Below are 25,995 nucleotides of genomic sequence, written 5' to 3' on the forward strand. Positions count from 1 at the left end.
CCCACCCCGGCCTCACCTGCGGCACTGATCCCCGGCATCCACGTTATGAAGAGCCTGCCGAAACTGTGGCGGTCCTGCCCTTATCAGCGGTCTGTCAGTGCCTCCGGGCCCGGTGACACCACCCCCCGGATCATGTGGTCCAACAGGGGGGAGAAGTCATGCCGGGCCCGGAGGCCGGGAGCCCCATTGCGAGGCCGTGGAGAAGATAACGGGGGGGCCGGGGCGGAGCCCCGGTTTCGGGAAGGGGCGGGTCAGGGGCACTTCTCTCCGCCGCCGCGGCGAGCAGCCGGAACGGCGCAGCCCGGCGGTGCCGGACCCACCCGAGCCCCATCGCGGCAGCGCAAACCGCTTGCCACCGGCGCTCAGCCGAAAACGGCCGCGGCCCGGCCGCGCCTCCCCCACCTGCGTGGGGTCGGCACCGCCGGGCCGCGGTCGCAGAAGGGAAGGTCAGGCCTTGACCAGTTCCCGGTCCTCGTCCGCCTCCGGCGCCTTCGGCGTCCCGGGCGTCTCGAGCCGCTTCTGCAGGCCCTCGCCCTCGACGTCCACGTTCGGGAGGATCTTCGCGAGCCGGCCCGGGAGCCACCAGGCCGACTTCCCGAGCAGGGCCAGCACCGCCGGCACGATCGCCATGCGGACCACGAACGCGTCGAAGAAGACCGCGATGGCCAGGCCGAAGCCGATCATCTTGATCATCTGCTCGGACGAGCCGATGAAGCCGGCGAAGACGCTGATCATGATGACGGCCGCGGCCGTCACCACCCGCGCCCCGTGCTTGAAGCCGGTCACGACGGCCTGTCCGGGGCGCTCGCCGTGGACGAACGCCTCGCGCATCCGCGTCACGAGGAAGACCTCGTAGTCCATGGCGAGGCCGAAGACGACGCCCACCATGAAGATCGGCATCATCGACATGATCGGGCCGGTCTCCTCGACCCCGAAGAGCGAGCCGAGCCAGCCCCACTGGAAGACCGCCACGACGGCACCCAGCGCGGCGATCACCGACAGCAGGAAGCCGAGCGCGGCCTTCAGCGGCACGAGCACCGAGCGGAAGACGACCATCAGGAGCAGGAAGGCCAGGCCCACGACCAGCGCCAGGTAGGGCAGCAGGGCGTCGTTGAGCTTCTGCGAGACGTCGATGTTCATCGCCGTGGCGCCGGTGACGAGCACCTCGGCGCCGGTGCCGGCCTTGAGCGAGTCGCCCTTGTCGCGGATCGCGTGGACGAGGTCCTCGGTGTCCTTGCTGGTGGGCTTGGACTTGGGCACGACGGTGAGCATGGCCGTGTCACCGGCGGGGTTGAAGTGCGCCGGGGTCACCGTGGCGACGTTGTCCAGGCCCTTGAGGGTGTCGCCGACCTTCTGGGCGGCACCCTTGCGGTCCTTGGCGTCCGCCACGTCCGTGATGACCATGAGCGGGCCGTTGAAGCCCGGGCCGAAGCCCTCCGACAGCAGGTCGTACGCCTTGCGCTGCGTGCTGCTCTTGGAGGCCGCCCCGTCGTCCGGGAGGCCCAGTTCCAGCGAGGCCGCGGGCACGGCCATGGCGCCCAGGCCGAGCACACCGGCCACGAGCACGAGCACCGGCTTGCGCAGGACGAAGCGGGCCCAGCGGGTGCCCATGTTCGGCTTGTCGCCGGCGGCGGCGTCCGGCCCGGCCTTGCGGACCTTGCGGGCGAGCACCTGCTTGCCGGCGAAGCCCAGCAGGGCGGGGATGAGCGAGAGCGCGATCAGCACCGCGATGGTGACCGTGCCCGCCGCGGCCATGCCCATCTTCGTCAGCATGGGGATGTTGACGACCATGAGGCCCGCGAGCGCGATGACGACCGTCAGGCCGGCGAAGACCACCGCGGATCCGGCCGTGCCGACGGCCCGGCCCGCCGCCTCCTCGCGTTCGCGGCCCTCGGCCAGCTCCGCGCGGTAGCGGGAGACGATGAACAGCGCGTAGTCGATGCCGACCGCGAGGCCGATCATCATGGCGAGCGTGGAGGTGTTGCTGGAGAGGTCCAGCAGCGGGGCGAGGGCCGCGATGGAGGAGACGCCGATGCCCACGCCGATGATGGCCGTCAGGAGCGGCAGCCCCGCGGCGACCAGCGAGCCGAAGGTGATCAGCAGGACGACCGCGGAGACGGCGATGCCGATGGCCTCGGAGCCGCCCTCGGGCATCTGCTGCAGGACGCTGCCGCCGACCTCGACGGTCAGCCCGGCGTCACGGCCGTGCTGCTGGGCGTCCTTGAGGTTGGTGCGCGAGTCCTCGGTCAGCTCGTCGGCCTTGACCTTGTACGCGGCGGACGCGTAGCCGGTGGTGCCGGCCGGGTTGACGGTCCGGCCGGTGAAGGGGTCGGCGGCCTGGGCGACCTGCGGGCTGCGCTTGAGCTCGCCGATGACCTTCTCGACGGCCGCCTTGTTCTTGGCGTCGGTGAGCTTCTGGCCCTCGGGGGCCTTGAAGACGATGCGGGCGGAGGCGTTCTGCTCGTTGTTGCCCGGGAAGCGCTTCTCCAGCAGGTCGAAGGCGCGCTGCGCCTCGGTGCCGGGTATGGAGAAGTCGTTGTTGGTGGACTTGGACGCCGTGGCGGCGCCGAAACCGGCGAGGACCAGCAGCGCCACCCATATCAGGGCGAAGTACCAGCGCCGCCGGAAGGCGGTACGGCCGAGTCTGTAGAGGAACGTGGCCACGTGGAGTGGTGCTCCCGTCGATTCAGTGGATGAACAAGGGCATGGGGAACCAGCCCGACGACGAGAGCGGCGCGTCAGGTGGGCGGTGGGGGGAGGTGGGGGAGGTGGGGAGGTGGAGCAGTGGGGGGTCAGCGGCCGAGAGCGGGGAGGATCACGGCGTCGATGTAGCGGACCAGGTACGCGGCGTCCGCGGGCCGGTCCTCGAACAGCGGGCGGCTGAGGAACGCGCCGAGCATCATGTGGGCGACGAAGTCGAGCGCGGGGTTGTCCGCGGCCACCTCGCCCCGCTCGACCGCGCGCTGCAGCATGGCCCGGAGAGCCTCGGTCTCCGGCTCGATCAGCAGCTCGCGCAGCGCCCGGTGCAGATCGGGGTTCGCGTGGATCGCGTGCCCCAGGCCGCGCATAAGGGCGGCGTCCTGTTCCATCTGCTCATCGTCGGCCTCGCACACCATCGCTCGGAGATCACCACGCAGCGTGCCGGTGTCGATCTCTTCCAGCTTGATCGGCTTCTTGTGGCGCAGTGCACCGGCGACCAGCTCCGGCTTGCCCTTCCACTGGCGGTAGAGGGTGGCCTTGCTGGCGTGGGTACGGGCGGCGACGGCGTCCATGGTCAGGGCGTCGTAGCCGACCTCGCGGAGGATCGCGAGGACCGCTTCGTAGAGCTCGGCCTCGCGCTCGGGCGTGAGCCGGGTGCGGCGCGCCGCCGGCTTGGGTGATTCCGTGGACACGTCCGCCTCCTCCACGCGGGAAACACATCTCGTACGAAACGGTTTCGTACACCATGAGCGTACGCGCGGGCGCAGCGAAACGACGCCGTTTCGATGGTGTTCTCCGTCACGGCGGGTGGTCCCCGTCACGGCCGGTCACGACGCCCCCGGTCACGACGCGGGCCGGGCCGACCGAGTTGCCGCGCCACCCGGGGGCCGAAACGATGGTGGAGTGAGTGATTCTTACCTGAGATTTCCTCATCTCCACGGCGGTCTCCTCTGCTTCACCGCGGAGGACGACCTGTGGCTGGCCCCCCTGGAGCCCTCGGCCGGATCCCCGGCCCCGTCCGGCCGGGCCTGGCGGCTGACCGTCGACCGCACCCGGGTCGGCCACCCCCGCTTCTCCCCCGACGGCCGCCACATCGCCTATACGAACTGGCGCAGCCTCGACCCCGAGATCCATCTGGCCCCCGTCGACGGCGGCCCCGCCCGCCGGCTCACCTACTGGGGCAGCACGGACACGCGCGTCTGCGGCTGGGCCCCCTCGGACCGCAACGGCGGCCACGACGTCCTCGCCGTCTCCTCGCACGGCCAGCCCTTCTCGTACTTCTCGTGGGCCTACCGGGTGCCGACCGACGGCAGCCCGGGCCTGCGGCTGCCCTGGGGCCCGGTCTCCGACATCGCGATCGGCGAGGTCGACGGCGAGCACCGCACGCTGCTGCTGGCCGGCAAGCCGCCGCACGAGCCCGCCGCCTGGAAGCGCTACCGCGGCGGGGCCATGGGCCGGATGTGGCTGCACGGCACCCGGCTGGTGCCGGACATCGGCGGCCACCTCGACTCGGTGATGTTCGCCGGCGGGCGCATCGTCTTCCTCTCCGACCACGAGGGCGTCGGCAACCTCTACTCCTGCCTGCCCGACGGCTCGCAGCTGCGCCGCCACACCGACCACGACGACTTCTACGCCCGGCACGCCTCGACCGACGGCGAGCGCGTGGTCTACCAGTGCGCGGGCGAGCTGTGGCTGGTGGACGACCTCGGCCCGGAGGGGAAGCCGCGCCGCCTGGAGGTGACGCTGGGCGGTCCGCGCGCCGGGCGCCGCCCGTACCAGGTGCAGGCCGCCTCCAACGTCGACGGCGTCACCGTGGACACCACGGGCCGCGCGAGCGCCGTCCAGGTCCGCGGCAGCCTCTACTGGCTCACCCACCGCGACGGCCCCGCCCGCACCATCGCCGACACCCCCGGCGTCCGGGTGCGGCTGCCGGAGATGCTGGGCGCCTCCGGGCGCGTGGCCTACGTGACGGACGCGGAGGGCGAGGACGCGATCGAGATCGCCCAGCTGCCGCGCGCCGCCGGGCCCGCCGAGCCGCGCCGCCTCGGCGCGGGCCGGATCGGGCGGGTGCACGAGACGCTGGCCTCCCCCGACGGCGAGCGGCTGGCGCTGGCCACGCACGACGGCCGGCTGCTGCTCGTGGACACCTCGGCCGAGGGGACGGAAGCGGACGAGGGCACAAGTGCAGGCGAGGGCACGGGCGCCGGCGGGGGCACGGGTGCCGGCGAGGTCAGCGAGCTGGTCCGGTCGGACAACGGGCCCGTGCGCGACCTCGCCTTCTCCCCCGACTCGGAGTGGCTGGCCTGGTCCCACCCCGGCATCGGCCGCTCCCTGCGCCAGATCAAGATCGCACGGCTCAAGGACCGGACGGTCGTGGACGTCACCAACGGCCGCTTCGAGGACGAGCAGCCGGTCTTCACCCGCGACGGCCGCTACCTCGCGTTCCTTTCGTGGCGCGGCTTCGACCCGGTCTACGACGTGCACACCGGCGACCTGTCCTTCCCGCTGGGCTGCCGCCCCTACCTCGTACCGCTGTCCTCGGCGACGCCCTCGCCGTTCGCGCTGTCGGCCGAGGGCCGGCCCGCCGGCGGCGGGCTCGACCAGGAGGACACCGGGCCCGGCGGGCCGACGCTGGTGGAGGTGGAGGGGCTGGAGAGCCGGGTGACGCCGTTCCCGGTGGCGGCCTCGAAGTACTCGGCGCTGCGCCCGGTCAGCGGCGGCGGCCTGGTGTGGCTGCGCTGGCCGATCTCCGGCGCGCTCGGCGAGACCTTCGCCAACCCCGCGGACACCTCCGGCCGCCCCACCCTCGAGCACTTCGACCTGGCCAAGGCCAAGCGCACCGAACTCACCAGCTCCCTCGACTGGTTCGCGGTCAGCGGCGACGGCACCCGGCTGGTCGTCCACGACGAGGGCGACCTGCGGGCCGTCCCCGCCACCGACCCTCCCGACCCCGAGTCGACGGTCTTCATCGACATGCGGCGCATCCTGCACGACGTGGACCCCGGCGCCGAGTGGCGGCAGGCGTACGAGGAGGCGGGCCGGATCGTCCGCGCGTACTTCTGGGAGCCGGGCATGTGCGGCGTCGACTGGGACGCGGTGCTCGGCCAGTACCGGCCCCTGGTCGACCGGGTCGCCACCCCCGACGACTTCGCCGACCTGCTGCGCGAGGTCCTCGGCGAGCTGGGCACCTCGCACGCCTACGTCGTCCCGGCCCGCCGCAACGAGGGCCCGCCGCACTACCAGCGCGCCATCGGCCTGCTCGGCGCGAACCTCACGCGGCAGAAGGACGGCTCCTGGACGGTCCGGCGGATCCTGCCCGGCGACTCCTCCGACTCCAAGGCCCGCTCCCCGCTGGCCGGTTCGGGTATCCGCGAGGGCGCGGCGCTCACGCACGTCGACGGCCGTCCGGTCGACCCGGTCGCGGGCCCGTACCCGCTGCTCGCCGCCGCCGGCGGCACCACCGTCGAGCTGACCTTCCGGCCGGCCGAGGGCGAGGGCCACGCGCGCCGCGTCGCCGTCGTCCCGCTGGTCGACGAGCGCCCGCTGCGCTACCAGGACTGGGTGGCCAAGCGCCGCGCCGTCGTCCGCGAGCTGAGCGGCGGCAAGTGCGGCTACCTGCACATCCCCGACATGGGCGGCTCGGGCTGGGCGCAGTTCAACCGCGACCTGCGGATGGAGATGTCGCGCCCGGCCCTGATCGTGGACGTCCGGGGCAACGCGGGCGGCAACATCAGCGAGCTCGTCGTGGAGAAGCTCACCCGCACCATCATCGGCTGGGACCTCACGCGCGACGCCCAGCCCGTGTCGTACGCGAGCAACGCCCCGCGCGGCCCGGTCGTCGCCATCGCCGACGAGATGACGTCCTCCGACGGCGACATGATCACCGCGGCGTTCAAGCTGCAGGGCATCGGCCCGGTGGTGGGCCTGCGCACCTGGGGCGGGGTGGTCGGGATGACCGGCCGGCACCGGCTCGGGGACGGCACCTCGATCACGGTGCCGATGAACGCGGCGTGGTTCGACGAGTACGGCTGGACGGTCGAGAACCGCGGCGTCGACCCCGACGTCGAGATCGACCGCACCCCGCTCGACTGGGCCGAGGGCCGGCACCGGCAGCTGGACGACGCGGTGCAGATCGCGCTCGACCTGCTGGAGCGGCACGGCGCGGCACAGCCGCCGGACTACTCGGGAGCGCCGGACCTGCGCCGGCCGAAGCTGCCGCCGCGGAGCTGACCAGGCATGGCGTAAGGGGCGCCCCTCCAAGAGGTGCGCCCCTTACGCGGATCCGCCGTCAGATCTCGAAGTTCTCGTCGAACGTGTCGCGACGGTCCCACTCCTCCTGCTCCTTGCGGATCAGTTCCTGGCGGGCCTTCTCGCTGGCGTTCTCCTTGGCCTTCTTGCCGCCGGCCCGGCCGGCGCGGTCGGCCTGTTCCTTCTGCTGTTCGGCCTTGCTCTTGGCCCTGTCTCCCTTGGCCATGAGGCTCAGCTCCCTCAGGTGCGGTCGTCGAGCTCGTCACGCAGGTCGTCGAAGGACTGCTGGCGGTTCTCCTGCTCGCGGCGCTCCTTGAGCCGGTCCTGCGCCTCCTGGCCCTTCTGCTGCGCCTGCTGCTTGGCCTGTTCCATCTTCTGCTTGGCCTTCTGGGCCTTGCCCTGCATCTCGTCCTTGATGCCCATGGCTGCACTCACTCCTCAGCGAGGGGAAATCGGGGCGTTTTACCCCGAAACAGCCTGACATCCACCATCTTAGACCGCATATCGTATGACTACGCTGCGCTACGCACCCGTGCGCTCCTTCTCGTCCGCCGCCCCTCCCGCGCCCACCAGCCCCGCGCCCGTCCCGGCGGTCGCGTCGGCACCCGCATCGAACCGCCGCATCTCGCGCTGCGCTCCGAGCGCCAGCACCCCGGGCAGCCAGCCGCGCGAGCCCTGCAGCAGCCGCAGCCACGCCTGCCCGTACACGTGCGCCGAGCGCCGCTCTATGCCGTCGACCAGGCGGTCGGCGGTCGGGCCGAGCGGGTAGGTGCGGTTGGCGGGCCACGGCAGGCGCTGCCGCATCTCGCGCATCACGGGGTACTCGTCGGCGCCGCGCACCATGTCCGTGTCGGTCCAGCTCAGATAGGCGACGCCGACCCGCACGCCCTTGTGGGCGACCTCGCCGCGCAGGCAGTGCGCGTACGCCTCGACGCCGGCCTTCGACGCGCAGTAGGCGCTCATCATCGGCGCCGGGGCCATCGCCGCGAGCGAGGCCACCTGCAGCAGGTAGCCGCGGCTCTCCGCCAGCACGGGCAGGAAGGCGCGGCCCGTGACGGCGCTGCCCACGAGGTTGACCTCGACGACGCGGCGCCAGCTCGCGAAGTCGGACCCGGTGAAGGGGCCGCCCGCGGCGACGCCGGCGTTGGCGACGACGACGTCGACCTTGCCGAAGCGGGCCTTGACCTCGCGGGCCACCTGCTCCACGGCCTCGTGGTCGGTGACGTCGGCGTGCCAGTGGGCCGCGTCCTCGTGCAGCGAGGCGGCGACGCGCCGCAGCCGGTCCGGCTCCAGGCCCACCAGGGCGACGCACGCGCCGCGCGCGGACAGCTTGCGGGCCAGCTGCTCCCCCAGGCCGCGGGCGGCCCCGGTGACGACGGCGACCTGCCCCTCCAGGCTCACGCGGCTCATCGGGCGGCCTCCGCGGCCGTCGCGGGCACGGCCCTGCGCGGGGCGCGCGGCGGCCGCAGCACCTGGTACTCGGCGAGGTCCACCTGGCGGGTGCCCCTGCGGAACTCGGCGGTGGTGCCGGGCCAGACGGTGGTGTTGCGGCCGTTGGCGTCCAGGTACCAGCTCCGGCAGCCGGTGCTCCAGACCGTGCGCTCCATCCGGCGCTGGACGTGCCGGTTCCAGGCGTTCACCGCGGAGGGGCGGGCGTCGAGCGCCGCCTTGCCGCCGAGGGTGTCCAACTGCCGCATGAAGTCGGCCAGATAGTTCAGCTGGGACTCGATGATGAGGATCATCGAGCTGTTCCCCAGTGCGGTGTTGGGCCCGATGACGGTGAGGAAGTTGGGGAACCCGGCGGCGCTGGTGCCGCGCAGGGCCGCCATGCCGTCCTTCCAGGCCTCGGCGAGCGTCCGGCCGTCCACGCCGGTGACCCGCTGAGCGATCGGCAGGTCGGTGACCCGGAAGCCCGTGCCGAAGACGATGGCGTCGGCCTCGGCCTCCGTGCCGTCGGCGGCGACGAGCGTCGACCCGCGCACCTCGGCCAGCTCCGAGGCCACCAGGTCCACGTTGGGCCGGGCGAGCGCCGGGTAGTAGTCGCTGGAGAGCAGGATGCGCTTGCAGCCCAGGCGGTAGCCGGGGGTGAGGCGGGCGCGCAGGACCGGGTCCTTGACGGCCTTGTGCAGGTGGGACAGGGCCAGCTTCTCGACCACCCGCATCCGCTCCGGGTGCCGGGTGAAGTTGCTGACCTGCAGCTCCCGGATGCCCCAGAGGACGCCGCGGCGCAGCGCCGCCGTCGCGGGCAGCCGGGTGTGCAGCCAGCGCTCGGCGGCGGAGACGGGCCGGTCGAAGCGCGGCAGCACCCACGGCGGGGTGCGCTGGAAGAGGGTCAGGCGGCTCACCTCCGGCTGGATGCCGGGCACGATCTGGATCGCGGAGGCGCCGGTGCCGATCACCGCCACGCGCTTGCCGCGCAGGTCGTAGTCGTGGTCCCAGCGGGCGGAGTGGAAGACCCGGCCGGGGAAGGAGTCCAGGCCGGGCACCTCCGGCACCCGCGGGTCGGCGAGGGGGCCGGCGGCGGAGACGACGACGTCGGCGGTGTAGTCGCCGCCCGAGGTGGTGACCTCCCAGTGCAGCCGCTCCGCGTCCCAGCGCAGCTGCTGCACCTCGGAGTTGAAGCGCAGGTGCGGCCGCAGCCCGAAGGTGTCGGTGACGTGCTCCATGTACGCGCGGATGTGGGGCTGGCCCGAGAAGCTGCGCGGCCAGGCGGGGTTGGGGGCGAAGGAGAAGGAGTAGAGGTACGAGGGCACGTCGCAGGCGCAGCCGGGATAGGTGTTGTCCCGCCACGTGCCGCCCACGGAGTCCGCCCGCTCCAGGACCACGAAGTCGGTGATCCCCTCGCGCCGCAGCCGGACGGCCGCCCCCAGCCCGCCGAAGCCGGACCCGATCACCGCCACCCGTATGTGCTGACGCTCATGCTCGGCCATGCCGCCGCCTCCCGGATCCGACACAACTGCGCCAGCAATTACTGGCACGATGGGGAGCGTAGGGCAGCGCCCCGGCGGAGCGATAGGGGTACAGGGAAAGGAAGTTACCGCCGGTCGCACGTACGCTTACGCTTCGCGGTGGCCACGGACGAGGGGGGCGCGATGGGCGACGAACGGGGCCGCCGTGGGCACGAGACCCGCACCGCAGGGCCGCCCGAAGCCGCCGCACGGCAGTACCGCACGGCGGAGCTGGCCGAGGAGGCCGGCATCACCGTCCGCACCCTGCGCTTCTACCGCGAGCGCAAGCTGCTCCCGCCGCCGCGCCGCGAGGGCCGCATCGCCTGGTACGGCCACCACCACCTGGCCCGGCTGCGCACGATCGGCGCGCTCCTGGAGCGCGGGCACACCCTCGGCGGGGTCGCCGAGCTGCTGAGCGCCTTCGAGTGCGGGCGGGACGTGGGCGAGCTGCTGGGGCTGGCGGGGGCGGCCGTCACCGTCCCGTGGGCGGAGGAGGCGGCCGTCCGCCTCACCCCGGAGGAGCTGGCCGACCGCTTCGCCGGCGAGGTCACCCCGGAGAACCTGACCGCCTCGCTCGACCTCGGCTACCTCGGCGTCGACGGCGAGGAGATCGTCCACGTCAGCCGGCGCCTCCTCGACGCCTCGACCGACCTGGTGCGGCACGGCATCCCGCTGGCCGCGGTGCTCGCCGCGGGCCGCGAGGTGCGGGCCCACGCGGACGCCCTGGCCGAGACCTTCACCGGCCTCCTGCGGGACCACGTGCTGGCCGGCCTGCCGCCGGGCGGGGACGGCGCCGCCGCCGAGACCCTGGACCGGCTGCGCGCCCTCGCCACGACGGTGGTCGACGCGGAGTTCGCCATGGCCGTGGACCGGCGCGTGCGCACCGAGCTGGAGAACCGGCTCGGTGCGCACGGCGCCGCCGGCGAACCGGGACCCGCCAGACCCGGCTGACGGCGGCGAGGACGCACGGGCGCGCCATGCCGCGACCACACCCGCACGCCGGCCGGTCGGGCCAACATGGCTCGTGCAGAAGAGAATTGAAGCAGCCCGGCCCGCCCCGGAGGGCGGGAAGCCAAGGTCTGCCCACGCAAACGGCGTGATTGCGCCGAAAGCGCGGGAGGGCCCGTGCCCTTGCGGGCCCGGGCCCCGGTGCCTGGAGGGCTCAGCCGAAGACGCCGGTCACCGGCGCGTGGTCCGACCAGCGCAGGTCGTGCGAGGCCGCCCGCTCCACCGTCGCCTTCAGCGCCCGCGCCGCCAGCCCCGGCGTCGCGACCAGGTAGTCGATGCGCCAGCCCGAGTCGTTGTCGAAGGCGCGGCCGCGGTAGGACCACCACGAGTACGGGCCCTCGACGCCCGGGTGGAGGGCGCGGACCACGTCCGTGTACTCCTCGAAGACCTTGGTCAGCCACTCCCGCTCCTCGGGCAGGAAGCCCGCGCTCTTGCGGTTGGCCTTCCAGTTCTTCAGGTCGGCCTCGGTGTGGGCGATGTTCCAGTCGCCGCAGACCAGGACCTCGCGGCCGTCCGCCGCCGCGCGGGCCTTCAGGGCCACCAGGTACGGCAGGAACTCCGCCATGAAGCGTTCCTTCTCGTCCTGCCGCTCCGTGCCGACCTCGCCCGACGGCAGGTAGAGGCTCGCGACCGTCACGCCCGGGAAGTCGGCCTCCACGTAGCGGCCGCTGCCGTCGAACTCGGCCGAGCCGAAGCCGATGCGCACGGCCTCCGGCTCGCGCCGCGAGTAGACCGAGACGCCGGCCCGGCCCTTGGCCGCCGCCGGGGCGTGCACCGTGAACCAGCCCTCGGGCTCACGGACCTCGTCCGGCAGCTGGTGCGGCTCCGCGCGGATCTCCTGCAGGCAGACCACGTCCGCCCCGGTCCGCGCCAGCCACTCCACGAAGCCCTTCTTGGAGGCCGCGCGCAGCCCATTCACATTTACGCTCGTAACGGTCAGCATTCCGGCACGATACCGACTTCCGTACGATGCCTTGAATGCAGATCTTGCCGGTCGCATACGACCATCCCGACGCGGTGAAGCTCCAGGACCGGGTGCAACTGGAGTACGTGGAACGGTACGGGGACGGCGATCTCACCCCGCTGGAGCCGGCCCAGTTCGCCCCGCCGCGTGGCCTATATCTCATCGCCTACGAACCGGGCGGCACGCCCGTGGCCACCGGCGGCTGGCGCGCCCAGGAGACGGGCGAGGAGGGCTACGCGGACGGCGACGCCGAGCTGAAGCGGATGTACGTGGTACCGGAGGCGCGCGGGCGCGGCCTGGCGCGGCGGATCCTCGCGGAGCTGGAGGACAGCGCCCGGCGGGCGGGCCGCACGCGCATGGTCCTGGAGACCGGCGACCAGCAGCCCGAGGCGATATCCCTGTACATATCGTGCGGGTACGCGCCGGTGCCGGCGGCGGAGAAGTTCGGCCTGTACCGGTACCACGAGGGCAGCCGCTGCTTCACGAAGCCGCTGGTTCCCCTGATTCCCTCGGCCCGCTGACCCCGGCCTCCGCCCCGGCCCCCCCGGCCTCACTTCCGCGCGATGGCGGCCTCCACCTCGTGGCGGATGTCCTCCGTCCGGTAGCGCGTGGCCTCCCCGTAGTGGGCGAGGACCTCGTCGGCCTCCTCCGGCCCGTCCTCGGCGATCTCGGCGACCAGGACCGTGCTGCCCGGCGGGACCTCCGCCGCCAGCATCTCCAGGGCGGCGTTCGCGGCCGTCGCCTCGCGCGCGTCGCGCACGCCGCCGACCAGGCCGCCCGCCCCGAAGCCGATCATGACGCCGAGCGGGCCGCCGAGGATGCCCAGCAGGCCCCCGATCAGGCCGCCGACGGCGAAGGCGCGGGCCGTGCCGGAGTTGTCGACGGCGTCGGGGAAGTCGAGGCTGCCGTCGTCCGCTCGGGCGATCACCGCGCCCTCGCGGAGGGTGAACCGGCCGGCGGTGTGCCCCGCGCGGAGGTCGTCCAGCGCCCGGTGACCCTTCTCGGGCGAGGCGACGTTCAAGAAGAGGACGTTGTCTTCCTTCATGGCTTCCACTGTTGGGGCAGTCGGCCCGCCCCGCACCTCAGGACGGCTCGCCGGGCGGCCCGGCCCCGTCCCGCACCGACGCGGTCAGGTCCAGCGTCGCCTGCGCGCCCCCGCCGCCCGGGTTGGCGAAGGCCAGGCCCGCGCCCAGCACCCGCGCCTGCCCCGCCGCGATCGTCAGCCCGAGGCCGAGGCCGGAGCCCGAGCCCGTGCGGAAGCGCTGCGGGCCGCAGGCCAGCAGGTCGGGCGGGAAGCCGGGGCCGCTGTCGCGGACCCGGACGGTGCCGCCGTCGACCTCCACGGTCACCGGGGCGCCGCCGTGCCGGAAGGCGTTGGTGACGAGGTTGGCCAGGATCCGCTCGACGCGGCGGGCGTCGGTCTCGACCAGGCAGTCGCGCACGACCCGCACCTCCGCCGCCTCCTTCGCCTCCTTGCCGTCCGCCACCGCCGAGCGGACCGCGCGCCGCGTCAGCTCGCCCAGCGCCCGGACCTCGGTGTCGGCGCGCTCGGCGGAGCCGTCCAGGCGGGCGACCTCCAGCACGTCCTCCATCAGCGCCCGGACCCGCTCCGCCCGCTCCCGCACCATCTCGGCGGGCCGGCCGGGCGGCAGCACCGCGGCCGCGGCGACCAGGCCCGCGACGGGGGTGCGCAGTTCGTGGGCGATGTTCGAGGTGACCTCGCGCTCGGCCTGCAGACGGGCGTCCAGCGCGTCGGCCATCGTGTTGACGGCGACGATCAGTCGGGCGATCTCGTCCTGCCCGCCGCGCGGCTTGAGGCGGGCGCTGAAGTCGCCGTCGGCGATGCGCTCGGCCGTCCGGGCCGAGGCGTTGAGGCGGCGGCCGGCGACGGTCGCGAGGCCCACGCCGACGACGCCCGCGAAGGCCGTGCCCAGGCCGCCCGCCCACCACAGGGCCTCGTCGAGCCTGCGGAGGTTCTCGGCCTGCCGGGCGTAGGGGTGCTTGACGACGATCGTGTCGCCGCCGAGGCGGCCCGCGGCCCACAGCATCGGTACGGAGCCGCTGCGGTCGAGATAGGTGGCGCGCCCGCCCCCTTCCACGGCCTTCCGCAGCGGCCCGGGTATGCGCTCGGGGTTGACGAGCGTCCGCGGCCGGTGGACGCCCGCGGCGTGGTCCTCCACGGCCGTGACGAGCCTGCCCTCGATGGCCTCGCGGGCGGTCTCCAGCTGGTTGCGGGCGGTGCGGTGGTGCACGACGAGCCCCATGATGACGGCGACCAGGGCTGCGGTGGCGGTGATGGCCACACCGATCTTCGTGCGCAGTCCCATGGCTTCTGGCTCCTCGGCGGCGGGTCGGACCGGCTGGTGGCGGGGCCCGGGCGGGGGTGGGCCTATCAGGTCGGGTCGTTCCGATGGGGCCATTCGTGCCAAATGTAACCGGCGTGGCTGGTTTGCCGACCGCGTCCTTGCCGAGCGGCGGTCATCTGCTCGTAGGATCACCGCGCCTCAGTGGTCCGGTCCAGTCGCTGCAGTCGCTGCAGCGTCACGCTCGTCACGGTGGAGGTCACTCATGCATATTGCCCGTCGCAGGCTTCTCGGCGCCCTCGCAGGAGCGGCGGCCGCCGGCGCGGTGCCCGGCGTGGCCGCCGCGGCCGTGCCCGGGGGCACGGGAGGCGCGGACGGCACAGAAGGCGCCGAGAGCACCGGTACGGAGTCCGCCGCCGACTTCGAGGACGTGACCTCCGCCGGGGACGAGAGCTCCTCGGTGGGGATCCCCGGCGCCGAGCAGGACGACGGGGCCGCGCCCGCCGCCGCGGGCACCGCCGGAGCCGCCGCGGCCGCCCTCGCCCGGCTGCTGCCCCGCCACCACCGCCAGGTCACCTTCCGCACGGTGCCGCGCAAGGGCGGCGCGGACGCCTTCCGGGTGTCCGGGCGGGCGGGCGCGATCGTGGTGGCGGGCACGACGCCCGCGGTGCAGCTCACCGGCTTCCACTGGTACCTCAGACACGTCGCCCACGCCCACTTCTCCTGGAACGGCGCGCAGACCGCCCTCCCCGACCGCCTCCCCGGCGTCCGTACCCCCCTCGTCCGGGCGGCGAACGTCACCCACCGCTTCGTGCTCAACGACACGAACGACGGCTACACCGGGCCGTACAACGAGTGGGACTACTGGCAGCGCGAAATCGATGTACTGGCGCTGCACGGCTTCAACGAGGTCCTCGTCTACGCGGGCGCGGACGCGGTCTACCACCGCACGTTCCGCGCGCACGGCTACGGCGACGCCGAGCTGCGCGCCTGGCTGCCCGGCCCGGCCCACCAGCCGTGGTGGCTGCTGCAGAACATGGAGTCCTACGGCGGCCCCCTGTCCACCGGGCTCCTGGAGCGCCGCACGGCCCTCGCGAAGAAGATCGTGGCCAGGCTGCGGGAGCTGGGCATGACGCCGGTGTTCCCCGGCTACTACGGCACCGTGCCGCCCGGCTTCGCCAAGCGCAACCCCGGCGCCCGCACCGTCCCGCAGGGCACCTGGGGCGGCTTCCGCCGGCCCGACTGGCTCGACCCGCGCACCGCGCAGTTCCGCCGCGTCGCGGCGACCTTCTACCGGGTCCAGAAGGAGCTCTACGGCGCCACGTCCATGTACAAGATGGACCTGCTGCACGAGGGCGGGAAGCCCGGCGACGTGCCCGTGGCCGACGCCGCCCGCGCCGTCGAGAAGGCCCTGCGCGCCGCCCACCCGCGCGCCGTCTGGGCCATCCTGGGCTGGCAGGAGAACCCGCGGCGCGAGATCGTCGACGCCGTCGACCGCAAGCGCATGCTCATCCTGGACGGGGTCTCCGACCACTACCCCAAGGTCACCGACCGCGAGGACGACTGGGGCGGCACCCCGTACGCCTTCGGCTCCATCTGGAACTTCGGCGGGCACACCGCCATGGGCGCCAACACCCGCGACTGGGCCGCCCTCTTCGAGGACTGGCGCACCAAGCGGGGCAGCGCACTCAAGGGCATCGCCCTGATGCCCGAGGCCGCCGACAACAACCCCGCGGCCCTCGCCCTCTTCGGCGACCTGGCCTGGACGGACGGCCGGGTCGACCTGGAGGACTGGTTCGCGCGGTGGCCCCGCTACCGCTACGGCGGCACCGACCGGCACGCCGCCCGCGCCTGGGACGTCCTGCGCCGCACCGCCTACGGCACGACCCGCGCCGACGGCTGGAGCGAGGCCGCCGACGGCCTCTTCGGTGCCCGCCCCGACCTGGCCGTCACCCACGCCGCCGCCTGGTCGCCCCGGCAACTGCGCTACGACCCGGATGCCTTCGACGAGGCCCTCCCCGAACTCCTGGCGGTGGCCCCGGCCCTGCGCCGCAGCTCCGCCTACCGCTACGACCTGCTGGACGTGACCCGCCAGTCGATCTCCAACCGCAGCCGCACCCTCCTCCCCCGCATCAAGGACGCCTTCGAGGCGGGCGACCGGTCCCGGCTCCGCGACCTGACGCGCCAATGGCTCGACTGGATGGACCTCCTGGAGGAGACCGTCGCCACCGACGAACACCACCTGCTCGGCCGCTGGACGACGGCCGCCCGCGCCTGGGGCTCCTCGCGGGCCGAGCGCGACCGCCTCGAACACGACGCCCTGACCCTGCTGACCACCTGGGGCCCGCGCCCCTCGGCCGACGGGGGCAAGCTGCACGACTACGCCAACCGCGAGTGGTCGGGCCTGGTGGGCGGCCTCTACCGCAAGCGCTGGGCCGCGTACTTCAAGGAACTGGACGCGTCCCTGTCGGCCCGCCGCAAGCCGAAGCCGATCGACTGGTACGCCCTGGAGGACGACTGGATCCGCCGCCTCCCGGCCCTGCGGACGAAGCCGGCGGGGGACGTGGTGAAGGTGGCCCGGAAGGTGGCGCGGCGGCTCTGAGCGCCCCCGGCCCGGCCCTGCGCCGCCCGACAATACGTCAGAGCCCCCGCCGGATTTCTCCGACGGGGGCTCTGATGTGTTGTGGACCTGAGGGGATTCGAACCCCTGACCCCCTCGATGCGAACGAGGTGCGCTACCGGACTGCGCCACAGGCCCTTGCAACGAGTGAAACTCTAGCACCCCCATCCGGGTGCTCGGAAATCCGCTCGCCGCTGGTCAGCAGCGGGACCCCGTGAAGGTGGCGCGGTGGCGCGGGTCACTCGTTGGCGGCGCGGGGGCGGTCGTCGTCGGCGTACTGGTCGAAGAGGGGGGTGCGGCCCCCTTCGCGGGGGCGGCGGCGGGGGCGGGAGCCGCGGCGCTCCTCCGCGGCGGCGCGCGCCCGGTCCGCCGCCGGGTCGGCGGTGCTGGAGCGCGCGGAGCTCCAGGTGTCCGGGGCGCCCAGGTCGACGCTGTCGCCGGCGCGCGGGGCGACCGGCGCGGTGACGTAGGTCGGCAGGGGGACGGGGACCGGGTCCCAGCCCTCGGCCGCGCCGCGGTCGCGCTGCTGGTCGACCCACTCGGCGTGGTCGGTCTGCTCCACGAGGGCGCGGCGGCCCGCGGCGGGCGAGGGCTCGGCCGGGCGCTCGGCGGCAGCATGCGACGGGTGGGCGACGGTGTCAACGGGGTCCGCGGCGTCGTGGGCGTCCGCCGCCTGGCGAGGGCGGACGCGGCCCTCGCGCAGGCGCTGGGCGGCCAGTTCGGCGCGGCGCTGGTCCATGGTGAAGGCGAAGCGGCGCCGCTCCTGGATGCGCAGGTACACGATGTACGCGCTGAGGAGCACCGCCGGGACGGCCGGGACCCACAGGAAGGCCAGCCCGCCGACGCCCGCGACGATCGCGCCGAGGGTGAAGGTCAGGAAGAGGACGACCGTGGTGCGGCGGCGGCGCGCGAGGACCTTCGTACGCCGGGCGCGTGCGGCGGCGGCCGTCGGGGTCGCGGACGCCGCGGCGCGCTCCCCCGCGGCTCCCTGGGCGCCCGGGGACGCCGCGGAGCCGTGGGGGCCGCCGGGCGGGCCCGCGGAGCCCGGCGCTTCCGCCGGGGCCCCGCCCCCCGCTCCGGGCATGCCGAAGGGCCGGACGTCGACCATTTCGGTCGGCGCTTCCGGCTCGGGCACACGGGCCGCCGGCTCCCCGGGCTCGCTTGAGACCGGCGCGTCGTCGGCGGCGCGCACTTCCAGGTCCTTGGCGTAACGGCGCTCCATCCCCGCCCGGCCCGACAGAAGCCGGATGGCGGTGCTGAAGCGTTCCGTCGGACGGGCTTCATTGAGCTCGTCCTGCCTACGGAGCCACATCGGCACCAAGTAGGCGGCCCAGGCCCCGACGATGACTGCGTAGATGAGGCCGCTGCTGCTCACACTTCACACCGTAGAGGGGTACGCGCAGGGGATTCCGCCAATTGGCCCGGTGTGTCGCACGATCCGGCTGATATCTCGAACTTTTTTTGTGATTGTTGAGACCGAGTCCACTCGAATACCGTCGATTGACGGTCGCTTTCGAATATCTATTCTATTTCTGGGGTGTCCCGGGCCGGGAGCGGTGCCACCGCTGCAGGAGCCCCTCCGGGACCTCCTCGGCGGTCAGCGCGTAGACCAGGTGGTCGCGCCAGGCGCCGTCGATGTGGAGGTAGCGGGGCCGCAGCCCCTCCTCCCGGAAGCCCAGCTTCTCCACCACCCGGCGGCTGGGCAGGTTCTCCGGCCGGATGCACACCTCCACGCGGTGCAGGCCGACCGAGCGGAAGCAGTGGTCGACCGCGAGCGCGACCGCGGTCGGCATCACGCCGCGGCCCGCGACGGCCGCGTCCACCCAGTAGCCGATGTGCGCCGAGCACATCGAGCCCCAGGTGATCCCCGCCACGGTCAGCTGGCCGGCCAGCCGTCCCTGGTAGTCGATGACGAACGGCAGCATGCGCCCCGCGTGGGCCTCGGCCCGCAGGTGGCGCACCATCTGCCGGTACGTGGGGCGGTGCGCGACGGGGCCGCCCGGCGGGGGCGGCGGGATCGTCGCCTCCCAGGGGCGCAGCCAGTCGCGGTTGCGCCGGTTGACCTCCCGCCAGGCGTGCTGGTCGCGCATCCGGATGGGGCGCAGGAGGACGTCGCCGTCCACGAGCTCGGCGGGCCGGCCGGCGTTCAGTGCGGGCCCCCCGGTCTCGGGTGATCGCCCCCGTGCACCTGCTCCACGGCGTGGACCAGCAGCCGGCCCAGCACGGCGAGGCCGTCGCGGACGCCGCCCGTCGATCCGGGCAGGTTCACGATCAGCGTCCGGCCCGCGAGCCCGGCCAGGCCCCGGGAGAGGGCGGCGGTGGGCACCTTGGCCAGCCCCTCGGCGCGGACGGCCTCGGCGATGCCGGGGACCTCCCGGTCCAGGAGGGGGCGGGTCGCCTCGGGCGTGCGGTCGGTGGGCGACAGGCCGGTGCCGCCGGTGGTGACGATCACGTCGTAGGCGGCGGTGACGCCCTTGCGGAGGGCCGCCTCCACCGGCGGCCCGTCGGGAACGACGACGGGCCCGTCCACGGCGAAGCCGAGGGCCTCCAGCCCGGCGGCGAGCAGGGGCCCGCCCGTGTCGGGGTAGACGCCCGCGGCGGCGCGGTTGGAGGCGGTGACGACGAGGGCGCGGTAGCCGTTCGGCTCGGTCATGAGGCGTCCCTCACGTATCGACCGGACTTTCCGCCCGTCTTCTCCTCCACCCTGATGTCGGTGACGGTCGCGCCCTTGTCCACGGCCTTGACCATGTCCACGACCGTCAGGGCGGCGACGGCGACGGCCGTCATCGCCTCCATCTCCACGCCCGTGCGGTCCGTCGTCCTCACCGTGGCCGTGATCTCCACGGCGTCGTCGGCGACGGACAGGTCGACCTTCACGCCGGAGACGGCCAGCGGGTGGCAGAGCGGGATCAGGTCGGGGGTGCGTTTGGCGCCCATGATGCCGGCGATGCGGGCGGTGGCGAGGGCGTCGCCCTTGGGGACGCCCTCGCCACGCAGCAGCTCCACCACGCGCGGCGCGACGAGGACCCGCCCGCTGGCGCGGGCCGTGCGGGTGGTGACCTCCTTGGCCGAGACGTCGACCATGCGAGCCGCGCCCGCACTGTCGATGTGGGTGAGGCGGGAGGGCTCGGGCGGGTCCTGGGCGCTGCTCATGGTTCTCCTGGTCCGGGTCCTGTTGGGCAGACACCGTACCGGCAGCGCGCGGCGGGTGACCGGCCGAGGAGTCAGCCGAGGAGCACCACGTCGACCTCCGTGCCGGCGGCGACGGAGGTCGTCTCCTCGGGGACGACGACGAGGGCGTTGGCCTGGGCGAGGGCCTTCACCAGGTGCGAGCCGGCGCCGCCGACGAGCGAGACCGTGCCCGAGCCCGGCTCGTGGCGGGCCCGCAGGAACTGGCGGCGGCCCTGCGGCGAGGAGGCGACGGCGTCGGTGCACACGGCGCGCACGGTGGTGCGGTCGACGGGGTCGAGCCCCATGAGGGCCCGCAGGGCGGGGCGGACGAAGAGCTCGAAGGAGACGTAGCAGCTGACGGGGTTGCCCGGGAGGGCGAAGAGCGGGACGCGGTCGGGGCCGATCCGGCCGAAGCCCTGCGGCTTGCCGGGCTGCATGGCGAGCCGGCGGAAGGAGACGCTGCCCTCGTCGCCCGCGAGCCCGGAGAGGGTCTCCTTGACCACGTCGTACGCGCCGACGCTGACGCCGCCGCTGGTGACGACGGCGTCGGCGCGGATGAGCTGGTCCTCCAGGGTGGCGCGCAGGATCTCGGCGTCGTCGTCGACGGCGCCGACGCGGTAGGCGATGGCACCGGCGTCGCGGGCGCAGGCGGACAGCACGAAGCTGTTGGAGTCGTGGATGCGGCCGGGCGCGAGCTCCTCGCCGGGCTGGACGAGCTCGCTGCCGGTGGACATGACGACCACCCGGGGCCGCGGCCGGACCAGGACGGTGGCCCGCCCGATGGCCGCCAGCAGGCCGATCTGGGCCGGGCCGAGGACGGTGCCCGCGGCGAGGGCCAGCTCGCCCGTGAGGGCGTCGCTGCCGCGGGCGCGGACGTGGGCGCGGGCGGCGACGGGCCGGTGGACGCGGACCTCGCCGCCGGAGCGCTCGGGGACCTTGCTGTGGGCGTCCATGGCGATGGCGGGACCCGCGCCCGCGCCGCCGTCGGTCCACTCCACGGGGACGACGGCCTCCGCTCCGGACGGCAGCGGGGCGCCGGTCATGATCCGGGCCGCCTCGCCGGGGCCCACCGTGACGGACGCGCCGCTGCCGCCCGCCGCGATGTCGCCGACGACGGTGAGGACCGCGGGGAACTCCTCCGTGGCGCCCTCGACGTCGGCCGTGCGGACCGCGTAGCCGTCCATGGAGCTGTTGTCGAAGGGCGGGAGGGCGGCGGGGACGGTGACGTCCTCGACCAGGACGCAGCCCTGGGCGTCCGGCAGCTGCAGCTCGATCGGCTCCAGGGGCCGGATCTTCCCCAGGACGTCGGCGAGGTGCTCCTCCACCGTCCACAGGCGGTCCGGGTCGTCCGTCGCGGCGGGGACGGGGTCGGTGGCCGTGTCGGCGGCGGTACTGCTCAAGGTGCTACATCTCCTCGGTGACGTAACGGCGGAGCCAGGCGCGGAAGTCCGGTCCTAGATCCTCACGCTCGCAGGCCAGTCTGACAATGGCGCGCAGGTAGTCCCCGCGGTCGCCCGTGTCGTAGCGGCGGCCCTTGAAGATCACGCCGTGCACGGGCCCGCCGAGGCCGGGCTCGGCCGCGAGGGCCTGCAGGGCGTCGGTCAGCTGGATCTCGCCGCCGCGGCCGGGCGGGGTCTCGCGCAGCACGTCGAAGACCGCCGGGTCGAGGACGTAGCGGCCGATCACCGCGTAGTTGCTGGGCGCCTCGGAGGGGTCCGGCTTCTCGACCAGGCCGGTGACCTGCACCACGCCGTCGGTGTCGGTGGGCTTCACGGCCGCGCAGCCGTACATCCCGACCTGGGCGGGGTCGACCTCCATGAGGGCGATCACGCTGCCGCCGTGCTTGCGCTGGATCGCCACCATGTGGGACAGCAGCGGGTCGCGGGCGTCGATGAGGTCGTCGCCGAGGAGGACGGCGAAGGGCTCGTTGCCGACGTGCGGGGCGGCGCACAGGACGGCGTGGCCCAGCCCCCGGGGGTCGCCCTGGCGGACGTAGTGCATGGTCGCCAGGTCGCTGGACTCCTGCACGCGCGCGAGCCGGGATTCGTCCCCCTTGCGGCGCAGCGCCTCCTCCAGCTCGTAGTTCCGGTCGAAGTGGTCCTCGAGCGGGCGCTTGTTACGCCCTGTGATCATGAGGACGTCCGAGAGGCCGGCGAGGACGGCCTCCTCCACCACGTACTGGATCGCCGGCTTGTCCACGACAGGCAGCATTTCCTTGGGCGTGGCCTTGGTGGCAGGCAGAAATCGGGTGCCGAGACCGGCTGCCGGGATGACAGCCTTGCTGATCCGAGGACGCGAGTGAGTCATGGGCCGAACACTATCCGTTGAGATTGTGCGGAGGATGAGGCTCCACCGAGTATGCCCCCAGGCAAGGAGTTTGTACGCACAGTGATCAAGTACGACGGTAGCAAGGCAGGGTTGCGGCGCGGTCTCCTGGCGGTGAGATCCGGGTTGACCTCGGATGACGTGGCGGAAGCGGGGGCCGCGCTGGCCCGCCGCGCCCTGGAGCTCCCCGAGCTCGCGGAGGCCGGAACGGTGGCCGCGTACGTCTCCGTGGGGCGCGAACCGGGCACCCGCGCGCTCCTGGAGGCGCTCCGCCGCCGGGGGGTACGGGTGCTGCTCCCGGTCCTCCTGGAGGACAACGATCTCGACTGGGCGGTGTACGACGGCCCGGACCGTCTCGTACGGGCCGGGCGCGGCCTCCTGGAACCGGACGGGCCCCGGCTGGGACCGGAGGCCGTGACGTCCGCGGACGCGGTGCTGCTGCCGGGGCTGGCGGTGGACGGGCGGGGGATGCGGCTGGGTCGCGGCGGGGGGTCCTACGACCGGGTCCTGGCGCGGTTGTCCCATGCGGGACGGGCTCCCAAGCTGGTGGTCCTGCTGTACGACAGCGAGGTGCTCGATCAGGTGCCGGTCGAGGCGCATGATCGCCGGGTGGACGCGGTGGTCACCCCAGGCGGCCTGCGGCGCTTCTCTCCCCCACCCCGCCCCTTCCCGTAACCGGGGCTCCGCCCCGGACCCCGTGTCGCGCTGAACGCGCTCGTCCTCAAACGCCGGACGGGCTGGATTCTGCTGGGGTCCCAGCAAAATCCAGCCCGTCCTGGGGCGCCGCCGACAAGCCTTACGGCTTGAGCGTCAGCTCGGCGTCCGTGCCCTTCTTCACTGCGTCCGCGGAGAACGCCCAGGGCAAGAGCTCGCCCTTCGCCCACTTGTCCGTCTGGTCGTAGTAGTGCGCGTTGTACGCGTGACCGGACGCGCCCGTGAGGTTGATCCACCGGGACTTGTCGAGGTCGGCGAGGTTGACGACCATCCGCATGGACGGGACCCAGATCACGTCGTAGCCGCCGGCCGCGTTCCAGCCGGCCGCGTTGACCGCGGCCTCGCCGCCGGCGAGGTTCCACGGGCCGCGGTTGAGCATCCAGCGGACGATGCCGGGGCCGTCCTTGCCGAGGGTCTGGTTCTTCAGGTTCAGCTGGTGCAGGCGGCCCCAGCTCCAGGAGTTGACGTCCTTGCCGAGCTTGGAGGTCAGCTCCCAGCGGGCGTCCTTCATGGCGCGGGCGAGCAGCTCGTCGCGGTTGCCGGCGCCGGCGCGGCCGCCGGTCTTCCACCAGTCGTCGTTCGGCTTGTCGAGGATGCCGCGGACGACCTCGAACCAGCGGTCGCCGCCGTCGGGCTGCGCCGAGTCGGGGTCGCGCTCGCCGCACTCGCGGACCAGGCGGGTGTTGCCGTCGAGGTCCTCCTGGGGGCCGGCGTCGTTGGCCGGGCGGACCCGCAGGCACTGGCCCTTGACGCGCAGCTCCTTGGGGAGCTTGTTGCCGAAGGCGAGCTTGAGGGTGTTGCGCCAGACGGCGTTGAAGTACGCGGCGGCGGCCGAGTCGGCCTCCTGGGTGTAGTCCCAGCCTTCGAGGAGCTTCTGGGCCTCGCGGACGTACTTCGTCTCGCGCTCGTTCTCGGCCTTGATGTCGATCTTCAGCAGGTAGGGCGTCAGCAGCTTGGCGATCTCGCTGCTGTTGTCCATCTGCATCTTCTGCATGTCGTCCGTCGAGATCTTGCCGCCGTCCTTGATCTTCGACTGGATGAGGTCGTTGATCCGCTGGCTGCGGGCGCCGTAGCCCCAGTCGCCGGTGAGGGCGTGGGGGTACTTCTTGTCGGTGACGGCCTGGTTGGCGGTGACGATGTAGCCGCGCTTGGGGTTGAGCTCCCACGGCAGCTCGCCCGGCTTGAGGAAGCCGGTCCACTGGTAGGCGGGGTCCCAGCCGGGCGCGGGCATGCGGCCGTCGCCCTTGCGGACGGGGATGCGGCCCGGGGCCTGGTAGCCGATGTTGCCCTTGGTGTCGGCGTAGATCAGGTTCTGCGAGGGGACCTCGAAGCCGGCCGCGGCCTTGCGGAACGACGCGAAGTCGGTGGCGCGGTTGAGGTCCATGAGGGCGTCCATCGTCCGGCCGGCGTCGAGCGCGGTCCAGCGCAGCGCCACGGCGTAGCCCTCGGCGCGGTCGGGCGCCGGGTCCTTGACGGGGGCGTCCTGGCCGACCTTGCCCAGCTCGCTGTTGCGGTCGGAGACGACGGGGCCGTTCCGGGTGGAGCGGACGGTGATGGTGCGGTCGCTGCCGCCGGCGACCTTGATGGTCTCCTTGCGGGTGGCGAAGGGGACCTGCTTGTTGTCGTAGAGGTAGCTGCCGGAGGTGACCTTCTCCAGGTAGAGGTCGGTCACGTCCGCGCCGAGGTTGGTCATGCCCCAGGCGATGTCCTGGTTGTGGCCGATGACCACGCCGGGCATGCCGGCGAAGGTGTAGCCGGCCACGTCGAACGGGCAGGCCGCGGACGTCTTGGTGCAGTGCAGGCCCATCTGGTACCAGAGCGAGGGCAGCTGCGGGGCGAGGTGCGGGTCGTTGGCGAGCAGCGGCTTGCCGGTCGTCGTGTACTGGCCGGAGACGACCCACGAGTTGGAGCCGATGCCGTTGCCGGACGGGCCGAGCAGCGCCGGGATCTTGTCCAGGGTGCCGGACAGGGCGGTCAGGCCGGAGCGCAGTCCGCCGGCCGCGCCGGCGCCGCCGCCGGTGGCGGGGGTGCCGTTGTTGTTCTGGGTGCCGGGGGTGCCGTTCGCGCCCGGCGTGCCCGCCGTGCCCGTCCCGCCGGGCTGTCCGTTGCGGCCGTTCTGACCGGCCTGCCCGTTCTGACCCGCCTGCCCGGTCTGACCCTCCGTCGGCGTGGCCTTCGGGTCGAACTCCTTGGTGGCCGGGTCGACGGCGCCGCCCTCGACGACCGGCTTGTTCCGGCCGTACGGGTACGCCGGGTACAGCTGCTCGATCTGCTGGGGGCTCAGCCGCGTCGAGGCGAGCGAGCGGTCGATCTCGCTCTGCAGGTTGCCGCGCAGGTCCCAGGCCATGGCCTTGAGCCAGGCGACCGAGTCGACCGGGGTCCACTTCTCCGGCTTGTACTCGTTCTCGAACTCCAGGGCCGCGTACTCGACGGACAGCGACTTGCCCTGATGGTCCTTGAGGTAGGCGTTGACACCGTCGGAGTACGCCTGGAGGTACTTCTTGGTGGTCGCCGACAGCTTGGTGTCGTACTCCTCCTGCGCGACCTTCCGCCAGCCCATGGTCCGGACGAAGGCGTCGGTCTCGACCTGGTCGTCACCGAACATCTCGGACAGGCGGCCCGCCGTCAGATGACGCCGGACGTCCATCTCCCAGAACCGGTCCTGCGCCTGGACGAAGCCCTGGGCGCGGAAGAGGTCCTCGGCGCTGTCCGCGTAGATCTGCGGAATGCCGTGGTCGTCACGCGCGACCTTCACCTGCCCGCCGAGACCCTTGAGCTGCAGGGTGCCGCTGGTCTCCGGGAAGGAGGCGCGCACGGTGCTGACGCTCCAGTACGCGCCGAAGCCGATGCCCGCGACGAGCAGCAGCACGACGGTGATCACGAGCAGGCGGGCACGTCGCCCCTTCTTTTTCTTGCCGGAAGGGCCGGTCTTGTTGGCGGGCATCGCTGTCCTTAGAGGGGCAGGGTGGTCCTGGAGTGCTGGAAGCAACCATA

General features: G+C 73.3%; 21 protein-coding genes and 1 tRNA gene. 5 read left to right on the forward strand and 17 right to left on the reverse strand.

Annotated features, from left to right (window positions below; translation table 11 throughout):
- Window positions 1-447: 447 nt before the first annotated feature.
- Together ACFPP6_RS32340 and ACFPP6_RS32345 are read right to left on the reverse strand one after the other, a co-directional pair.
- Window positions 448-2,664, reverse strand: coding sequence for an MMPL family transporter (locus ACFPP6_RS32340; RefSeq protein WP_382049885.1), 2,217 nt, complete (start codon window positions 2,662-2,664; stop codon window positions 448-450).
- Between the two features lie 128 nt (window positions 2,665-2,792).
- Complete coding sequence (locus ACFPP6_RS32345; RefSeq protein ID WP_382049887.1) at window positions 2,793-3,392, reverse strand: TetR/AcrR family transcriptional regulator; 600 nt, start codon at window positions 3,390-3,392, stop codon at window positions 2,793-2,795.
- A gap of 211 nt (window positions 3,393-3,603) precedes the next feature.
- Between ACFPP6_RS32345 and ACFPP6_RS32350 the strand changes: the two genes are divergently transcribed.
- A complete protein-coding gene (locus ACFPP6_RS32350) occupies window positions 3,604-6,930 on the forward strand; it encodes a S41 family peptidase (RefSeq protein WP_382049889.1) in 3,327 nt (1,108 codons plus the stop codon).
- 58 nt (window positions 6,931-6,988) lie between these two features.
- Here ACFPP6_RS32350 and ACFPP6_RS32355 read toward each other — a convergent pair whose 3' ends face one another.
- The 4 genes from ACFPP6_RS32355 to ACFPP6_RS32370 form a co-directional block, all read right to left on the reverse strand.
- Window positions 6,989-7,174: a hypothetical protein gene (locus tag ACFPP6_RS32355; protein WP_382049891.1), complete on the reverse strand. Its 186-nt coding sequence runs from the start codon at window positions 7,172-7,174 to the stop codon at window positions 6,989-6,991.
- A 14-nt stretch (window positions 7,175-7,188) separates the two neighbouring features.
- Window positions 7,189-7,371, reverse strand: coding sequence for a hypothetical protein (locus ACFPP6_RS32360; protein WP_382049893.1), 183 nt, complete (start codon window positions 7,369-7,371; stop codon window positions 7,189-7,191).
- Between the two features lie 99 nt (window positions 7,372-7,470).
- Entirely contained in the window at window positions 7,471-8,358 is an 888-nt protein-coding gene (locus ACFPP6_RS32365) for an SDR family oxidoreductase (RefSeq protein WP_382049895.1), read from the reverse strand.
- Window positions 8,355-9,878, reverse strand: coding sequence for a flavin-containing monooxygenase (locus ACFPP6_RS32370; RefSeq protein ID WP_382049897.1), 1,524 nt, complete (start codon window positions 9,876-9,878; stop codon window positions 8,355-8,357). Before ACFPP6_RS32370 ends, ACFPP6_RS32365 begins: the two co-directional genes overlap by 4 nt.
- Before the next feature lie 162 nt (window positions 9,879-10,040).
- On the opposite strand from ACFPP6_RS32370, the gene ACFPP6_RS32375 reads away from it, so the two are divergent.
- Window positions 10,041-10,847, forward strand: a complete 807-nt coding sequence (locus ACFPP6_RS32375; RefSeq protein ID WP_382050031.1) for a MerR family transcriptional regulator — start codon at window positions 10,041-10,043, stop codon at window positions 10,845-10,847.
- A gap of 211 nt (window positions 10,848-11,058) precedes the next feature.
- Here ACFPP6_RS32375 and ACFPP6_RS32380 read toward each other — a convergent pair whose 3' ends face one another.
- Window positions 11,059-11,847, reverse strand: a complete 789-nt coding sequence (locus ACFPP6_RS32380) for an exodeoxyribonuclease III (RefSeq protein ID WP_382049899.1) — start codon at window positions 11,845-11,847, stop codon at window positions 11,059-11,061.
- A 35-nt stretch (window positions 11,848-11,882) separates the two neighbouring features.
- Between ACFPP6_RS32380 and ACFPP6_RS32385 the strand changes: the two genes are divergently transcribed.
- Window positions 11,883-12,389: a GNAT family N-acetyltransferase gene (locus ACFPP6_RS32385; RefSeq protein ID WP_382049901.1), complete on the forward strand. Its 507-nt coding sequence runs from the start codon at window positions 11,883-11,885 to the stop codon at window positions 12,387-12,389.
- A 29-nt stretch (window positions 12,390-12,418) separates the two neighbouring features.
- Here ACFPP6_RS32385 and ACFPP6_RS32390 read toward each other — a convergent pair whose 3' ends face one another.
- The gene (locus ACFPP6_RS32390; RefSeq protein WP_382049903.1) at window positions 12,419-12,913 is read right to left on the reverse strand and encodes a hypothetical protein; all 495 of its coding nucleotides are present in this window, start codon (window positions 12,911-12,913) and stop codon (window positions 12,419-12,421) included.
- Window positions 12,914-12,950: 37 nt separating this feature from the next.
- Window positions 12,951-14,195, reverse strand: coding sequence for an ATP-binding protein (locus ACFPP6_RS32395; protein ID WP_382049905.1), 1,245 nt, complete (start codon window positions 14,193-14,195; stop codon window positions 12,951-12,953).
- 241 nt (window positions 14,196-14,436) lie between these two features.
- On the opposite strand from ACFPP6_RS32395, the gene ACFPP6_RS32400 reads away from it, so the two are divergent.
- Entirely contained in the window at window positions 14,437-16,773 is a 2,337-nt protein-coding gene (locus ACFPP6_RS32400) for an alpha-N-acetylglucosaminidase (RefSeq protein ID WP_382049907.1), read from the forward strand.
- An 82-nt stretch (window positions 16,774-16,855) separates the two neighbouring features.
- Here the strand turns inward: ACFPP6_RS32400 and ACFPP6_RS32405 are convergent.
- The 7 genes from ACFPP6_RS32405 to galU form a co-directional block, all read right to left on the reverse strand.
- Window positions 16,856-16,929, reverse strand: a tRNA-Ala gene (locus tag ACFPP6_RS32405).
- Window positions 16,930-17,029: 100 nt separating this feature from the next.
- A complete protein-coding gene (sepX, locus tag ACFPP6_RS32410; protein ID WP_382049909.1) occupies window positions 17,030-18,166 on the reverse strand; it encodes a divisome protein SepX/GlpR in 1,137 nt (378 codons plus the stop codon).
- Between the two features lie 151 nt (window positions 18,167-18,317).
- Window positions 18,318-18,881, reverse strand: a complete 564-nt coding sequence (locus ACFPP6_RS32415) for a GNAT family N-acetyltransferase (protein ID WP_382050033.1) — start codon at window positions 18,879-18,881, stop codon at window positions 18,318-18,320.
- A gap of 56 nt (window positions 18,882-18,937) precedes the next feature.
- Window positions 18,938-19,444, reverse strand: coding sequence for a MogA/MoaB family molybdenum cofactor biosynthesis protein (locus tag ACFPP6_RS32420; protein ID WP_382049911.1), 507 nt, complete (start codon window positions 19,442-19,444; stop codon window positions 18,938-18,940).
- The gene (moaC, locus tag ACFPP6_RS32425) at window positions 19,441-19,944 is read right to left on the reverse strand and encodes a cyclic pyranopterin monophosphate synthase MoaC (protein WP_382049913.1); all 504 of its coding nucleotides are present in this window, start codon (window positions 19,942-19,944) and stop codon (window positions 19,441-19,443) included. The genes ACFPP6_RS32420 and moaC overlap by 4 nt, the downstream gene beginning before the upstream one ends.
- 71 nt (window positions 19,945-20,015) lie before the next feature.
- Window positions 20,016-21,296: a molybdotransferase-like divisome protein Glp gene (gene glp / locus ACFPP6_RS32430; RefSeq protein WP_382050035.1), complete on the reverse strand. Its 1,281-nt coding sequence runs from the start codon at window positions 21,294-21,296 to the stop codon at window positions 20,016-20,018.
- A gap of 70 nt (window positions 21,297-21,366) precedes the next feature.
- On the reverse strand, window positions 21,367-22,269 hold the full coding sequence (galU, locus tag ACFPP6_RS32435; RefSeq protein WP_382049915.1) for a UTP--glucose-1-phosphate uridylyltransferase GalU: 903 nt from the start codon (window positions 22,267-22,269) through the stop codon (window positions 21,367-21,369).
- A 51-nt stretch (window positions 22,270-22,320) separates the two neighbouring features.
- On the opposite strand from galU, the gene ACFPP6_RS32440 reads away from it, so the two are divergent.
- Window positions 22,321-22,962, forward strand: coding sequence for a 5-formyltetrahydrofolate cyclo-ligase (locus ACFPP6_RS32440; protein WP_382049917.1), 642 nt, complete (start codon window positions 22,321-22,323; stop codon window positions 22,960-22,962).
- Between the two features lie 121 nt (window positions 22,963-23,083).
- Here the strand turns inward: ACFPP6_RS32440 and ACFPP6_RS32445 are convergent, their stop codons facing one another.
- Entirely contained in the window at window positions 23,084-25,945 is a 2,862-nt protein-coding gene (locus tag ACFPP6_RS32445) for a penicillin acylase family protein (RefSeq protein WP_382049919.1), read from the reverse strand.
- Window positions 25,946-25,995 lie beyond the last annotated feature (50 nt).

Source organism: Streptomyces aureoversilis (genome assembly GCF_042657885.1).
Classification (GTDB): Bacteria; Actinomycetota; Actinomycetes; order Streptomycetales; family Streptomycetaceae; genus Streptomyces; species Streptomyces aureoversilis.